Below are 15,088 nucleotides of genomic sequence, written 5' to 3'. Positions count from 1 at the left end.
AGGATTGCAAAACCGGCTTCCCCCGGAGTAAGAGTCGGCGAGTCGCCTCGCTAGGAGGCTAAAGACGGAAAATGACGAAATTGAGCGGATCTGACGCGAAAAGCACCCTTTACTGCAGCTTCTGCGGCAAGTCGCAGCACGAAGTGCGCAAGCTGATCGCGGGCCCAACGGTGTTCATCTGCGACGAATGCGTCGAGCTTTGCAACGACATCATTCGTGAAGAGACGAAGGCCGGAATCGCCGGGCGCAAGGACGGCGAAGTCGTCTCGCCGCGCGAAATCTGCGAGACGCTGAACGACTACGTGATCGGCCAGGAACGTGCGAAGCGCGTCCTGTCGGTGGCTGTCCACAACCACTACAAGCGCCTCAAGCACAGCGGCAAGCAGGGCGACGTCGAGCTGTCGAAATCGAACATCCTGCTCGTCGGGCCGACCGGCTCGGGCAAGACGCTGCTCGCGCAGACGCTCGCCAAGACCTTCGACGTGCCGTTCACCATGGCCGACGCCACCACGCTGACCGAAGCGGGCTACGTGGGCGAGGACGTGGAGAACATCATCCTCAAGCTGCTGCAGGCGTCCGACTACAACGTCGAGAAGGCGCAGCAGGGCATCGTCTACATCGACGAGATCGACAAGATCAGCCGCAAGGCCGAGAACCCGTCGATCACGCGCGACGTTTCCGGTGAGGGTGTCCAGCAGGCGCTGCTCAAGCTGATGGAAGGCACGACCGCCTCGGTTCCGCCGCAGGGTGGTCGCAAGCATCCGCAGCAGGAATTCCTGCAGGTGGATACGACCAACATCCTGTTCATCTGCGGCGGCGCCTTCGCCGGTCTCGAAAAGATCATCGCGGACCGCCTGCAGAAGCGCTCGATCGGCTTCGGCGCGCATGTCGCCGACCCGGACAAGCGCCGCGTGGGCGAACTGCTCCAGAAGGCGGAGCCCGAGGATCTGCTCAAGTTCGGCCTGATCCCCGAATTCGTCGGCCGCCTGCCGGTGATCGCGACCCTCAACGACCTCGACATCGAGGCGCTGGTCAAGATCCTCAAGGAGCCGAAGAACGCGCTGATCAAGCAGTACGCCCGCCTGTTCGAGCTGGAGGACGTGGAACTCACGTTCACCGACGAGGCTCTCGAGGCGATCGCCCAGAAGGCGATCGACCGCAAGACCGGCGCACGCGGCCTGCGCTCGATCGTGGAAGGGCTGCTGCTCGACACCATGTTCGACCTGCCGACCGAGCGCGACATCGCCGAAGTCGTCGTCGACAAGGACGTGGTGGACGGCCGCAAGGAACCTGTCCGCGTCCTCAAGGGCGACAAGACCGAGGCTGCTGCCTGACGGCTGCGCGCTTCGGATCGCAATCATCGAAAGGCCCGGTCGGTTCGCCGACCGGGCCTTTTGTCGTGAAGGGGCAGGCGGCGTGAAGCGGTTCCTCTTCATATGCAGCCAGAACCGCCTGCGCAGCCCGACCGCCGAGCAGGTCTTCTCGCGACGCGGCGATATCGAGGTGGCATCGGCGGGAACCAAGGCCGATGCCGAGGAACCCCTGACCGGCGAACTGGTGGCCTGGGCGGACGTCATCGTCGTCATGGAGAAGCAGCACCGCGCCAAGCTGCAACGCCACTTCCGCCGGTGGCTCAACGGGCAACGGGTGATCTGCCTCGATATTCCCGACGACTATGTATTCATGGATCCCGAACTGATCCGACTGCTGGAAAAGCGGATGGCACGCTATCTTCCGACGCTGCCGGAGACGGCCTGAGCGCATCCGATATCGCCGGGACGTGGGTTCCCCGGCTTGGCAGGCCCGGCGCGGCATCACACTCTGCCCCGATAACGCAGGGGAGAGAGCCATGGCCGCGCGCATTCCGGTTTCGCGGGTGATCCACACCATCCACGCCGTCACCGATATCCACGCGGCGCGGGCGCTCTATCAGGATGTGCTGGGCGGGCTGGTCTTCGCCGAGAACTACTTCCCGGCCGAGGATCGCGACGCGGCGCTGCTCTACGTCACCGACCACATGGTCGAGCCGATGGCGGCGCGCCATCCTGAAGACCTGACCAAACCCTTCGCCCGGCAGGCGGCGAGGATCGGGCAGGCGTTCCACTCGTTCGAGATCAAGGTCGCCGACGGCAAGGCGGCCAGCGCCGCCTTTCGCGAGGCCGGATGCACGGTCGCCAGCGACTACGGGGTGTTCTTCTTCGTGAAGCCGGAGTCGACCGGCGGCGTGCTGCTGGAAGTCTGCGAACTGCCGATGCCCAACGATCCGTGGGAGCGCGGCAACTGGGATCCGAAGGTCGGGGCAGGGCACCACTGCACCGTCACCGGCCTCGACCACATCGCCTGCGTCACCGCCGACATCGAGACGGCGCTGCGCTTCTTCACGCAACTCGTCGATGGCGAGGTGCTGGAGGATGCGCGCACCAACCTGCCGCAACCGGGACGACGCGTGCTGCTGCGCGTCGGCGACACGCGTGTCGCTTTCGTGCAGCCGGATGACACCACCTCCGGCCCACTCGGGGCGTTCCTGTCGCGCACGCAGAACGGCATCTATGCGCTCGTCTGGCGGATCGCCGACGAGGGCAGGGCGCGGGCGCACTTCGCGGAGAAGCTCAAGCTGCGCCTGACGGGGGAGGGCTGCGTCTCGCCCGGGTTCGCCATCGATCCGGACGACTTCATGGGCGCCCGGCACGAGTTCGTGAGTTAGACGACGCCCTCGCTCTCCAGCGCACAGGGGCTGGTGGGGTCGGTCTCGATCTGGATGGTCGGATGGCCGATGCCGAATTCGTGCGCGAGATCGTCGGCCAGCGCGCAGAGGAAGGCGTCGCCGGGCTGCCCGCCCGGCATGACGAGGTGTGCGGTCAGGGCGGTTTCGGTCGTGCTCATCGGCCAGATGTGGAGGTCATGGACGCGCACCACGCCGGGGCGCGCCGCCAGGAAGGCGCGCACCTTGGCGCCGTCGATCCCCTCGGGCACGCCGAGCATCCCCATGCGCAGCGAATCCCGCAGCAGCCCCCAGCTCGACCAGCCGATCACCGCCGTGATGACGAGCGAGGTGATGGGGTCCACCAGCGCCCACCCGGTCCAGGTGATGACGAGGCCCGCGATCACCACGCCCACGGACACCAGCGCATCCGCCATCAGGTGAACGAAGGCCCCGCGCAGGTTGAGGTCGGACTTGGAGCCCTTGGCGAAGAGCAGGGCGGAAAGGCCGTTCACGGCGATGCCCAGCCCCGCAACGATCATCATCGTCGTGCCGCCCACCGGCTCGGGTTCGGCCATGCGGCGGATCGTCTCCACCAGGATCGCGCCGATCGCCACCCACAGCAGCGCCGCGTTGGCGATGGCGGCGAGGATCGAGGAACTCTTGAGCCCGTAAGTGAAGCGCTCCGAAGGCGGACGGGCCGAAAGCACCGCCGCCGCCCATGCCAGCATCAGCGACAGCACGTCGGACAGGTTGTGCCCGGCATCCGCCAGCAGCGCCATCGAGCCGCTGATGAACCCCGCCGCCACTTCCGCGACGACGAAGATCAGATTGAGCGAAACCGCGATCGCGAACGCGCGCCCGACATTGCCGGACGTCGGGTGCGCATGGGCATGGCCGTGATGATGGCCATGGGAATGCCCGTGGCCATGATGGTGCCCGTGCCCGTGCCCATGCTGGTGTCCGTGGTGATGCTGATGCCCTGCGCCCATGAGTCGGAGGAGTGGCACGGCAATGTCCGTCGCATCAAGGCATGACGTAACATCACACTGAAAATGAACCGATAAGGCGGTCGCTTGACCCCTCACGGGTTTCCCTTTCCCGTGACATTTATGCCGCAGTGCAGTATGCGCAATGTTTCACAACGCATTGGAAAATATGTGTTTTATAGCGAATGATGTCGATATGTGACCGTAGTGTCACAAAATTTCGTGGCGGCGCACGTATTTGAATCCCAAACGTCAGAAAGTTGTCATATTGCGCTGCTCTTAGCAGCCGCAGCAAATGCGGCCGGGCAACAGTTCGTCGCACATTGTGACCACTCCAGTCTGACAAGCTCAGGGGCATAGCATGAAATTCACCTCCCTCCTCTCGACGGCGACCAGCACCATCGCCGTTGGCGCCGCGTTCATCGCGGTGCCTGCGTTCGCGCAGTCCACTGGTTCGCTCGACTTCGAAGAAGGCGAGATCGTCGTCACCGGTCAGGTCGAGCGCGGCGTTGCCGGCGTTCAGCTGCCGCCGACGACCAAGGCCAAGCAGGTCCTGACGCAGGAGATCATCTCCACGCAGGCTCCCGGCCAGTCGATCAACGACATCATCAATCTCGTTCCGGGCGTCAGCTTCCAGAACAACGACCCGTTCGGTTCGTCGGGCGGTACGCTGACCATCCGCGGCTTCGACGATGGTCGCATCTCGCAGACCTTCGACGGTATCCCGCTGAACGACACGGGCGGCTACGCGCTCTATTCGAACCAGCAGCTCGACCCCGAGCTGATCGAGCAGGTCAACGTCAACCTCGGCTCGACCGACGTCGACTCGCCGACCGCCGCTGCCACCGGTTCGACCGTCAACTACCGCACCCGCAACCCGCGCGACGAATTCGGCGTCCGCTTCCTGGGTTCGGCCGGTGACTTCAACTTCATGCGCATGTTCGGCGAGATCGACACCGGCGTCCTGAACTCGTCGGGCACCAAGGCGTTCTTCGCAGCGTCGAAGGCCACCAACGACGTCGTCTTCGGCAAGATCGGCCAGGTCGACAAGATGCAGCTGAACGCCAAGATCTACCAGCCGATCGGCGACAACGGCGACTTCATCTCGATCGCCGGCCACTGGAACCGCAATCGCAACAACTTCGGTGGTTCGGTGCCGCTGCGCAACGACGCCAGCCGTCCGGTCAACAGCGACTCGGCCATCGGCCGCTTCCCGTTCACCAAGGCTGAGCGCGACAACTACGACGTCGGCGCCTACGACGCCGCCAACTGCCCGACCGCAGCCGGTGTCAACGGTCGTGCCGATGCGGCCAGCAGCTGCGGTTCGCTCTACGAGTACCGTTTCAACCCGTCGAACACGGGCAACATCCGCATCAACTCGAAGTTCACACTCACGGACAAGCTGACGCTGACCGTCGACCCGAGCATCCAGTACACCCGCGCCAACGGCGGCGGCACCGTCGTCGCTCGCGAGGGCTTCTACACCCAGACCGCCAACGCCACGCGCTCCGCGATCACGGCTGCGCAGCAGGTCTCGGGCTACATCGGCGGCGCGCCCTACTTCGGCGGCGTCGACCTCAACGGTGACGGCGACACGCTCGACCAGGTCCGCGTGCTTGCTCCGAGCAACACCGAAACCTGGCGCCTGGGCCTCATCGCCTCGCTGCGTTACGACTTCGACGAATCCAACCGCGTTCGTATCGCCTACTCGTACGATCGTGGCCGTCACCGCCAGACCGGCGAAGTCAGCCTGCTGAAGCCGAACGGTTTCGCGACCGACGTGTTCTCGGACAGCAAGCTGACCGACGCTGCGGGCAATGTCCTGCAGAAGCGTGACCGCCTGTCCTACGCGATCCTGCACCAGGTCTCGGGCGAGTACTCGGGCGACCACCTGAACGACAAGCTGCACATCAACATCGGCGTGCGCGCACCGTTCTTCAAGCGCAACCTGACCAACAACTGTCTGGCCACCAGCGCTTCGGGCTTCGTCGACTGCTTCACCACGAACACCGCGGACCAGGCCGTCTACGCCGCTGCGAACCCGACCTACAAGCTGCCGCAGCAGCGCATCTTCAATTACAACAAGGTGCTGCCGAACGCCGGTTTCGTCTATGACTTCACCGACGAGGCGAGCCTGAACTTCAACTACTCGAAGGGCCTGCAGCCCCCGGGCACCGACAACCTCTACCAGTCGTTCTGGTTCCCCGCCGACTCGGCGCAGGCGACCCCGGGCGTGGAAACCACCGACAACTTCGACCTCGGCGTCCGCTACAGCTCGGGCATCATCCAGGCGATGCTGACCGGCTGGTACACGATCTATCACAACCGTCTGGCCTCGTCGTATGACCGTGACCTCAACGTCACGATCTACCGTAACCTCGGCCGCGTGGACAAGTACGGCATCGACGGCAGCTTCGCCGTCCGCCCGATCCCCGAGTTCAGCCTCTACCTCTTCGGTTCGTACCTGAAGTCGGAGATCAAGGAAGACGTTGAAACCGGCAACGGCGTGTTCGCCCCGACCAAGGGCAAGCGCGAAGCCGGTGCCCCGGTCTACACGCTGGGTGCCCGCGCCGACGGCAACATCGGTCCGGTCTCGCTGGGCGCGCAGATCAAGCGCACCGGTCCGCGTTACGTCAACGACGTCAACCTGCCGATCATGAGCGGCACGACGCAGGTCTACGGTCGCAAGACCCCGGCCTACACGTTGGTGGACCTCGACGCCAAGGTCAGCCTCGAATTCGCCGGCCTCGGCGAACGTACTTTCCTGCAGCTCAACGTCCTGAACGTCTTCGACAAGCTCTATGTCGGCGGCTTCGATGGCGCTGGCACGTCGCAGACCTCGGTGCCGTTCGCGCAGATCGGTTCGCCGCGCACCTTCATCGGTTCGGTCAGCTTCGGCTTCTGATCGCCACCGATCCGGTAACGGAAACAGGGAAGGGGAGGGACCGCAAGGTTCCTCCCCTTTTCGTTTGTGCGGGACGGGAGCGGCGACGGCGCGTTCTGCGTTTTCCTACAGGCGTCGCGCTGGAGTACCCTCTCGCGAATGGATGCCGCTTACCAAGCCTTTCCCCTGCAGCCCCTCGGGCCGGATGCGTCGATCGCTCTGGTTCCGGAATCCATGCCCTTCGGGGGCAGGCGGCCGGGCGATGGTCATGCGCGCAAGGCGACACTCCACCCGCACAAGGCGACACCCAAGGCGACAGGTTCACACCGCAAGGCGACACATCCTGGCCACAAGGCGACACTCTCCGGTCCGGGAAGGCCGGTTTCCTCTCTGGACCGTGTAAACCGTGTAAACCTCTGTCGCCTTATGGGGCGGCGGGGGCCTTGGGGCAGGGGCTTACTCGTAGACGCAGCTGTCGTAGCCACCGCGCTTCACGGTGCCGATGCGTGCGGCGATGGTGTTGCCATAGCGGCGGGTGAAGCCCGCCGGGTTCTTGACCGAGCGGGTCTTGGGGCTGGGCAGGGCGGCGGCCATGCGGCCGGCCTCGGCGGCGGAAAGGTGTGCGGCGGACTTGCCGAAATAGCGCTGCGCACCGGCTTCGACGCCGTAAGTGCCGATGCCGGTCTCGGCGACGTTGAGGTAGACCTCCATGATGCGGCGCTTGTCCCACAGGTTCTCGATCAGGAAGGTGAACCAGACTTCGAAACCCTTGCGCGCGTAACGCGTCCAGCCGTCCCCCTGCCAGAGGAACACGTTCTTGGCGGTCTGCTGGCTGATCGTGGAGCCGCCCCGGATGCGCCCGCCCTTGGCGTTACGCTCCATCGCCTTCTCGATCGCGTCGGTGTCGAAGCCGTTGTGGGTGCAGAACTTGCCGTCCTCGGCTGCGACCACGGCGGCGACCATGTTGGGATCGATGCGGCTCAGCGGCACCCAGTCTTTGGTGATACCATTGCCGTCCACCAGCATCGTCACCGTCACCGGCGGCGGCACGAAACGGTAGAGCACCGTCATGCCGACGCTGATCGCGATGAACCAGAGGATGATCTTGGCGATGAGACGCATGGAGGAGAGATGCCCGGGAGAAGTGACAGAAGAACGTCCTCTCTAGTCCAGATCGCAGGGGCTGCGCCAGCGTCCTTGAAGCGGCGCGGCGCGACGCTCCACCGATGAGTGTATTCGCCATATCGACGTTTCATTTGCAGTTGCGACCGATCTCTCCGATACCTTCGCCATAACGAGAGACGGGAGAGCAGGCGCATGGCGGCATCGTTCGGCGTGGGGTGGAGGCAGGTGGCGGTCGGCTTCATGCTGCTGGCGGCGACGGGGATGGTCGCGGCGACCTACTCCATCGTCGCGGTGCCGCTGGCGCAGGAGTTCAAGCCCAGCCGCACCGTGCTGATGCTGGCGATGACGGTGATGTCGGGCATGAGTGCGATCCTGGCGCCGCTGCTCGGGACGCTGATGGACCGCTTTCCGCTGCGGCGGCTGATGGTGACGGGCGGGGTATGCCTGGGGCTGGGTTACGTGGCGATCTCGCTGGCGACCTCGTTCACGCAAGTGCTGGTGATCTTCGGCGTGCTGATCGCGCCCGCCAACGTGCTGACGGGACCAGTGGCGATCACGGTGCTGCTCTCTCGCTGGTTCGCGCAGAAACGGGGCAGGGCGGTCGGCATCGCCATCGCCGGGATTTCGGCGGGGGGCTTCGTGTTCCCGCTGATCGTCTCGGGCCTGTTCGCCGCCTTCGACTGGCGCATGGCGCTGCGGGCTCTGGCGGTGGTGCTGTTCATCTGGACGATCCCGATGGCCATGCTGGTGATCGATCGCCCCTCCGACCGGGGCCTCAACCCCGACGGCGCGGAAGAGCCTCCACAGCAGGCGCAGGCGGAACTCGCAAGGAAGCCGATCTCCGCGCGCGAGATTCTGAGCGACCCGACGTTCTGGATGATCGCCGTCACTGTCTCGATCGTCACGGCGGGCATGAAGGGGATGATTACGAACCTCGCCCCGCTGGCGATCGACACCGGGGTGACGGCGGCGCAGGCGGCGCCGCTGATCTCGATCTACGCGGCCTGCGGCTTCACCGCCAAGCTGAGCTTCGCCGCGCTTGCCGACAAGGTGGGCCCGCGCATCCTGATGTTCTGCGGCCTCGGCGGCTTCGCAGCAGGCATGGCCTGCCTGACGCAGGCGCAGTCGGGCTATGCCGTGATCGCGCTGGGCGTCGCGATCACGGGCCTGTTCGGCGGGCTGATGGTCCCGGCCGAGAGCTACCTCGCCCCGCGCATCTTCGGGCAGCGGGGAGTAGGGCGCGCCATGGGCCTCCTGTCAGGCGCGATCCTGCTGGCGATGCTGGCGACGCCGCCACTCTACGGCCTGATCTACGACCTCACCGGCAGTTACACCGGCATGTTCTGGACTTTTGCAGGCGTAGCGGTGGCGGCGCTGTTCTGGGTGCCGCTGCTGCGGTTGCATCCGCGCGGAGCCTAACAGCCACCGTAACTTGTTTGAACTCAAGGCTTGTGGTCTCTCCTGCCCGGCAGAAGAGAGGGAGAGACATGGCGAAGCTCGACGTGCTGCTGACCGCGCGTCAATACGATCCGGACTTGTGCATGCTCCGCAAGGTCATCGTGCTCGACCGCAAGCCGCAACTGTCGGAAGTGGTGCTGCGGACCGAATACGGCAATGCGGTGACCCTCTTCATCGATCACCAGACGCTCTATGTCATCGCCATCGATTGTGGTGCGGGTCCGTGGCGCATCCCCGACGCTGGTTTCCCGGAGGTGCCCGGCGCCAGGACGCTGGAGTTCGGGGGCAACTACAACGACCTGTGCATGCACCTTGAGCGGATCGAACTGAGCGCGGGGCTGCTTGAGGTGGCGGTGCGCAAGCTCTCGTTCCATCGACCCGGCGCGAAGGGTTCCGATTTCATGCTGGGCGAGAAGCAGGATCTGATCCGCCTGATCTTCGTCGTTTCGGAGGCGCTGCGGTTCTGGACCATCCAGCGAGACGTATCGAACCTGCTCAAGGATCCGGCGAAGTCGCTGTACGTCAACGACTACGCGGGCAGCGACAAGCCGCTCAACAGCTGGGGAACATGGTCCGAGCGGATCAACTGGCCCGACAAGGGCATCTTCGTGCCCAAGATCGTCTAGCCTCGGCGGCGCAAAGCAAAGCGGCCGGAGGATAAGTCCCCCGGCCGCTGTTTGCTTAGCTTGCAGCCTGACGAAGATCAGGCCGGCAGCAGGCGCTTTTCGCCGGCGATGCGGTTCATGGCCTTCTGCAGCTTCTCAAAGGCGCGAACCTCGATCTGGCGCACGCGCTCGCGGCTGACCGAATAGACCTGGCTCAGTTCTTCCAGCGTCTTGGGATCGTCGGTGAGGCGGCGCTCCGTCAGGATGTCGCGCTCGCGCTCGTTGAGCGAACCCATGGCTTCGACCAGCATGTCGTGGCGAACCGAGGCTTCCTCGGCGTCCGCGACGGTTTCGTCCTGCAGCGGGCGTTCATCCGCGAGGATGTCCATCCACTGGCCTTCGCCTTCCTCGCGCAGAGAGACGTTCAGCGAGGCATCGCCGCCCATCATCATGCGCCGGTTCATGTTGACGACCTCGGTCTGCGAGACGCCCAGCGTGGTCGCGATCTTCGCGACATCGTCGGGGTGCAGGTCGGTGTCCTCGTAGGCGTCGAGGTTCTTCTTCATGCGGCGCAGGTTGAAGAACAGCTTCTTCTGCGCAGCGGTGGTGCCCATCTTCACGAGGCTCCACGACCGCAGGATGTATTCCTGGATCGAGGCCTTGATCCACCACATCGCGTAAGTGGCAAGGCGGAAGCCCCTTTCGGGCTCGAACTTCTTGACGCCCTGCATCAGGCCGATGTTGCCTTCGGAGATCAGTTCGGACACCGGCAGGCCGTAGCCGCGGTAGCCCATGGCGATCTTGGAGACGAGGCGCAGGTGGCTGGTCACCAGCTGGGCGGCTGCCGCCGGATCCTGATGTTCCGAATAGCGCTTGGCGAGCATGTATTCCTGCTCAGGAGCCAAGATCGGGAACTTGCGGATCTCCGACAGGTAGCGGTTGAGGCTCTGCTCACCACCCAGGGCCGGGACACTCGGCAGGTTTCGATTATTGCTCACGATCATCCGTCCTTTCTAGGTCGGTACACGGTCTAAAACCCTTCATAGGCGTCTTAGCTTGTGACCACCCTTATACGTTAGCATGGATTTGCGATTTCAGTGTCGCAGTTCGTCGATCAGTGTCCGCATGTCGTCGGGCAGCGGGCTCGCGAAATGGACCCTTTCCTTTGAAACGGGGTGAACGAACCCAAGTTCCGCGGCGTGCAAGGCTTGGCGGGAAAAACCGAGTCGCTGGAGACTCGGGCGCAGCGGAGAAGGGGTTCGCCCATAGACAGGATCTCCTAATAGCGCATGACCGATTGACGCCATGTGAACGCGAACCTGATGCGTGCGCCCGGTTTCCAGGCGGCACTCCACCAGCGTGGCGCCGCGCAGCGCCTCCAGCGTGCGAAAATGGGTGATGGCGTGCTTGCCGCGGCGCCCTTCGTCTCTGGCCTCGACCAGTGCCATCTTCTTGCGATCATGCACCGAGCGCGCGATCGCGCCGCGTACGGTTCCGGCCACCGGCACCGGGCGGCCGCCGACGACCGCGTGGTAGGCGCGCTCGATCGAGTGATCGGCGAACTGGACGGCCAGTCCCTCGTGCGCCTTGTCGGTCTTGGCGACGACCAGCAGGCCCGACGTATCCTTGTCGATGCGATGGACGATGCCCGGGCGGGCGACACCGCCAATGCCCGAGAGCTGGCCCCGGCAGTGGTGAAGCAGCGCGTTCACCAGCGTCCCGTCGAGGTTGCCCGCCGCCGGATGGACGACGAGGCCCGCAGGCTTGTCGACGATGATGAGATGGTCGTCTTCGTAGACGACGACGAGCGGGATATCCTGCGCCACCGCTTCGGCAGGCGCGGCTTCAGGCACGTCGATGGCGAAGCGGGTGCCGGGCTCCACCTTGAGCGAGGCCTGCGCGACCGGCTTGCCTGCCAGCGAGATGCGCCCTTCGCCCATGAGCGCCTTGATGCGTTCGCGCGAAAGACCGCTGACTTCGGCGAGCGCCTTGTCGATCCGGCCGCCGTTCGCGACTTCGCCTTCGATGATGTTTGTAACGACCCCCATTGTAGGTAGGATTTGGGGATGATCGTCGAAGTGACAAGAGGTGTTCTCGCCACATTGGAGCGGGAAGCGCGCCGTGCCGCTCCGGAGGAATGCTGCGGGCTGTTGCTGGGCAGCAAAAGCGGCGCTTTCGAGCGGATCGAACTGGCACAGGCGGCGGTCAATGTCGCGCAGGACCGGCGCATTCACTTCGAGATCGATCCCGTGGCGCTGCTGGCGGCGCACAAGGCCGAACGTCAGGGAGGGGCGCGGGTGCTGGGCTACTATCACTCTCATCCTGCGGGGATTTCCGTACCGTCTGCCACGGATCAGGAACATTCCACCGGGGATTCGCGCATCTGGGCGATCATCTCCGAGAGCGAGGTTGCTTTCTGGCGCGATAACGCCAATGGATTTGCCGCCCAGCCGTTCCGCGTCGTCGAATAGGCAGGGTCAGAGAAGTACGAAAGAGCAGCTCAAGCCCATGACCACGAGTTCGATCGAACTTGCCAGCCTCCTGTGTTCGCGCCTTTGCCACGACATGCTGAGCCCCGTCGGTGCGCTGACGAACGGCCTCGAACTGCTGGCGGACGAAAAAGACCCGGAGATGCGCCAGCGCTGCTTCGAGCTGCTCGATCAGAGCGCCCGGATTTCGACCGACAAGCTGCGATTCTTCCGTCTTGCCTTCGGCGCGGCGGGCGGCTTCGGCGAGATGGTGGCGGTGAGCGAGGCCAAGGTGCTCGTCGATGCGCTCGTCGCCAACAACCCGCGCGTGACGCTCGCCTGGGCGCTGCCGAGCGATTCGCTGCCCAAGGCAGCGATCAAGACGCTGCTGAACTTTGCGCTGATCGGGCTGGAAGCGCTGCCGCGCGGCGGTACGCTGGAGATCGCGGCGGAATACCGCGATAACCACAGCGAGCTCGTCGTCCGCGCCGCGGGCCCGCGCATTGCCTTCGACCGTTCGGTCGGCTCGGCGCTGGAAGGCACCTTGCCCGAAGGCGAACTGTCGAGCCGCACCGCGCCCGCCGCGATGCTGCACCAGCTGGCGGTCGAACTGAAGGGCCAGTTGCAGTACGTGCTGGCGGAGGACGCTCTCGTCCTCGGCGCGATGCTGCCGAGGGTTTGAGGAAAGGGGCGCGCGACACGATGAACCGCTGGCTCGTCAATCGCACCGTCGCCTCTCCCAACTGGAACGAGCGCAAGCTGCCGGTCAGCATGGTCGTGCTGCACTACACCGGCATGAAGTCCGCCGACGAGGCGCTGGAGCGCATGTGCGATCCGGAGGCCGAGGTCTCCGCGCACTACATGATCGACGAGGAGGGCATTGTCACCTTGCTGGTCCCCGAGGACAAGCGGGCCTGGCATGCCGGACGCTCCTACTGGCGCGGCGAGACGGACATCAATTCGGTCAGCGTCGGCATCGAACTGGTCAATCCCGGCCACGAATGGGGCTACCGCCCGTTCCCGGAGCCGCAGATGGACGCGCTGCTGCCGCTGCTCGCCGACATCATGGACCGGCATGACATCCCCCGGGCCAACGTCGTGGCGCACTCCGACATCGCGCCTGCCCGCAAGCAGGATCCGGGCGAATACTTCGACTGGAACCGCCTCGGCGAACTCGGTCTCGCCCTGGAGATCCCCAAGGCGAAGATGAACCTGTTCTACGACAACCCGGGCGCCTTCTATCTCGCGCTGGAGCGTTTCGGGTACGACATAACGGACGGTAGGGCTGCAGTAGGTGCATTTCAGCGCCGCTGGCGTCCCGAGTACATCGACGGCGAGATCGACGGGGAAATCGGCGGAATCCTGTTCGAACTCCTGTTGGAGCGCGACATCGGTCGTGCTAGGTGACCGCCCGCGTCGGGGAGCCGGGCAGCCGCGGGGTCGCAAGACCGCGAGGAAAGTCCGGGCTCCACGAAACAAGGGTGGCGGGTAACGCCCGCCGGGCGAGTCGGGTTTTCAGGCCCGGGGAAGCTCAGGGAAAGTGCCACAGAGAGCAAACCGCCTAAGCCTCGCAAGAGGCCGGTAAGGGTGAAAGGGTGCGGTAAGAGCGCACCGCGCTGCCGGTAACGGTAAGCGGCATGGTAAACCCCACTCGGAGCAAGACCGAATAGGGGCTGCGCGCCGGCGTCGCGAAAGCGAGGGATCGGCGGGTTCGTTTCGGACCCAGGCAGCCCGGGTTGGTCGCTTGAGCGATGCAGCGATGCATCGCCTAGAGGAATGGCTGCCGCCGCGGCGTAAGGTCCCTCGCACAAGGCAACTTGGGGGGAGACCACGCCAGGCACAGAACCCGGCTTACAGGCTCCCCGACGCGTTAAGGAACTTAAGCGGCTTCCCTGCAGGATTTTTCCGCGTCGCTGGCGGTCAGGAACCACCGGTCGGTGCCCTGGAGGCCGATCGCGGTGAGCGTACCGTGCAGGAACGCCCCGGTGTCGATGCCGATGCGGTTGTCGCACACGTCCGGCTCCTGCGTGATCGTATGGCCATGCACCACGAACGCGCCGAAATCCCCGCGATGGCTAAGGAACGGCTCGCGAATCCAGCGGCAATCGCGGCCGAGCTGGTGCTCCAGCGGCGTTTCCGGGCGCACGCCAGCATGGACGAACACGTAGTCACCGATGCGGACCATCTTCTTGAAGCTGTCTAGGAAGTCGAAGTCGTCCTGTGGGATGACCTCGTTCATCAGGCGCTGCATCTCTTCCGGTTCGGCGGCAAGCAAGGCTTCCTTGTCGACGCCGTAGGACTGGATCGTCTCCAGCCCGCCGAACTTGAGGAAGCCGCGCAGCGCATCCTTATCGTTGCGCGCGACGAGGAGCATTTCCTCGTGGTTGCCCTGGATGAACTCCACCTCGCGCTGCAAACCCCACTCACGTGCCCGCGCAACGACGGCGGCGCTGTCGTGGCCGCGATCGATAAGGTCGCCCAGCAAAACGACCGTCGTATGCGCACGGCCGCGCTCGGCGTCGTCCTTCTCGATAGTGTGGATCAGATCCTCGAAGAGATCGGCCCGGCCATGGATATCGCCCACGGCATACACCCGTTCACCGGAGGGGGTCGAGGGGGCTCGCCGAGGTTCGGCCCGGCCCAGAAGCTTGCGTATGGTGCTCAGCATTTATTGCATTGCGGTATAAACCGGCGCTGCGTCCTGCACAACCCGTTGCATATCTCAGCGGTATGCGTGGCATAAAATCCACATATCATTTCTCTAATATTGCTGTTCTGAAATTTTTCTTGTGCGAACTCTGGGTGCGGTGCAGCAATATTGTGTTGCCGCAATCGGGGTCCGGGACGAGACCTCATGC

The 15,088-nt window shown here is 64.5% G+C and carries 14 protein-coding genes and 1 other RNA gene; 10 read left to right on the top strand and 5 right to left on the bottom strand.

Translation table 11 applies throughout. The features are described from left to right. The first annotated feature begins 71 nt into the window (after window positions 1-71). The 3 genes from clpX (at window position 72) to LO787_RS11230 (ending at window position 2,704) form a co-directional block, all read left to right on the top strand. A complete protein-coding gene (clpX, locus tag LO787_RS11240; RefSeq protein WP_232495916.1) occupies window positions 72-1,334 on the top strand; it encodes an ATP-dependent Clp protease ATP-binding subunit ClpX in 1,263 nt (420 codons plus the stop codon). Between the two features lie 82 nt (window positions 1,335-1,416). Continuing rightward, a complete protein-coding gene (locus LO787_RS11235) occupies window positions 1,417-1,758 on the top strand; it encodes a low molecular weight protein tyrosine phosphatase family protein (RefSeq protein ID WP_232495915.1) in 342 nt (113 codons plus the stop codon). Between the two features lie 91 nt (window positions 1,759-1,849). Beyond that, on the top strand, window positions 1,850-2,704 hold the full coding sequence (locus LO787_RS11230; protein ID WP_232495914.1) for a VOC family protein: 855 nt from the start codon (window positions 1,850-1,852) through the stop codon (window positions 2,702-2,704). Here LO787_RS11230 and LO787_RS11225 read toward each other — a convergent pair. After that, the gene (locus LO787_RS11225) at window positions 2,701-3,693 is read right to left on the bottom strand and encodes a cation diffusion facilitator family transporter (protein ID WP_232495913.1); all 993 of its coding nucleotides are present in this window, start codon (window positions 3,691-3,693) and stop codon (window positions 2,701-2,703) included. The two genes, LO787_RS11230 and LO787_RS11225, sit on opposite strands and share 4 nt — an antisense overlap. Window positions 3,694-4,051: 358 nt before the next feature. Here LO787_RS11225 and LO787_RS11220 point away from each other — a divergent pair, with 358 nt between their 5' ends. Beyond that, the gene (locus LO787_RS11220; protein WP_232495912.1) at window positions 4,052-6,595 is read left to right on the top strand and encodes a TonB-dependent receptor; all 2,544 of its coding nucleotides are present in this window, start codon (window positions 4,052-4,054) and stop codon (window positions 6,593-6,595) included. Between the two features lie 435 nt (window positions 6,596-7,030). Here the strand turns inward: LO787_RS11220 and mtgA are convergent, their stop codons facing one another. Next, window positions 7,031-7,696 (bottom strand): monofunctional biosynthetic peptidoglycan transglycosylase, encoded by a 666-nt coding sequence (gene mtgA / locus LO787_RS11215; RefSeq protein WP_232495911.1) that lies wholly within the window; start codon window positions 7,694-7,696, stop codon window positions 7,031-7,033. 195 nt (window positions 7,697-7,891) lie between these two features. Here mtgA and LO787_RS11210 point away from each other — a divergent pair, with 195 nt between their 5' ends. Then, the gene (locus tag LO787_RS11210; RefSeq protein ID WP_232495910.1) at window positions 7,892-9,118 is read left to right on the top strand and encodes an MFS transporter; all 1,227 of its coding nucleotides are present in this window, start codon (window positions 7,892-7,894) and stop codon (window positions 9,116-9,118) included. Window positions 9,119-9,186: 68 nt separating this feature from the next. Next, a complete protein-coding gene (locus LO787_RS11205) occupies window positions 9,187-9,783 on the top strand; it encodes a ribosome-inactivating family protein (protein WP_232495909.1) in 597 nt (198 codons plus the stop codon). 77 nt (window positions 9,784-9,860) lie between these two features. Here LO787_RS11205 and rpoH read toward each other — a convergent pair whose 3' ends face one another. Together rpoH and LO787_RS11195 are read right to left on the bottom strand one after the other, a co-directional pair. Continuing rightward, window positions 9,861-10,766: an RNA polymerase sigma factor RpoH gene (rpoH, locus tag LO787_RS11200; RefSeq protein ID WP_232495908.1), complete on the bottom strand. Its 906-nt coding sequence runs from the start codon at window positions 10,764-10,766 to the stop codon at window positions 9,861-9,863. 90 nt (window positions 10,767-10,856) lie between these two features. After that, on the bottom strand, window positions 10,857-11,810 hold the full coding sequence (locus LO787_RS11195; RefSeq protein WP_232495907.1) for an RluA family pseudouridine synthase: 954 nt from the start codon (window positions 11,808-11,810) through the stop codon (window positions 10,857-10,859). Window positions 11,811-11,828: 18 nt separating this feature from the next. On the opposite strand from LO787_RS11195, the gene LO787_RS11190 reads away from it, so the two are divergent. The 4 genes from LO787_RS11190 (at window position 11,829) to rnpB (ending at window position 14,100) form a co-directional block, all read left to right on the top strand. Then, the gene (locus tag LO787_RS11190; RefSeq protein ID WP_232495906.1) at window positions 11,829-12,233 is read left to right on the top strand and encodes a M67 family metallopeptidase; all 405 of its coding nucleotides are present in this window, start codon (window positions 11,829-11,831) and stop codon (window positions 12,231-12,233) included. A 37-nt stretch (window positions 12,234-12,270) separates the two neighbouring features. After that, a complete protein-coding gene (locus LO787_RS11185) occupies window positions 12,271-12,912 on the top strand; it encodes a histidine phosphotransferase family protein (protein ID WP_232495905.1) in 642 nt (213 codons plus the stop codon). 20 nt (window positions 12,913-12,932) lie between these two features. Next, window positions 12,933-13,637, top strand: a complete 705-nt coding sequence (locus LO787_RS11180) for an N-acetylmuramoyl-L-alanine amidase (RefSeq protein ID WP_232495904.1) — start codon at window positions 12,933-12,935, stop codon at window positions 13,635-13,637. 9 nt (window positions 13,638-13,646) lie between these two features. After that, window positions 13,647-14,100, top strand: an RNA gene (gene rnpB / locus LO787_RS11175) — RNase P RNA component class A. A 9-nt stretch (window positions 14,101-14,109) separates the two neighbouring features. On the opposite strand, the gene LO787_RS11170 is transcribed toward rnpB, so the two are convergent. Continuing rightward, entirely contained in the window at window positions 14,110-14,898 is a 789-nt protein-coding gene (locus tag LO787_RS11170; protein ID WP_232495903.1) for a metallophosphoesterase, read from the bottom strand. Window positions 14,899-15,088 lie beyond the last annotated feature (190 nt).

The sequence above is a fragment of the Novosphingobium kaempferiae genome (assembly GCF_021227995.1).
GTDB lineage: Bacteria > Pseudomonadota > Alphaproteobacteria > Sphingomonadales > Sphingomonadaceae > Novosphingobium > Novosphingobium kaempferiae.
Note: the sequence above shows the minus strand (reverse complement) of the source record. Positions and strands in the feature narration are given on the sequence as shown.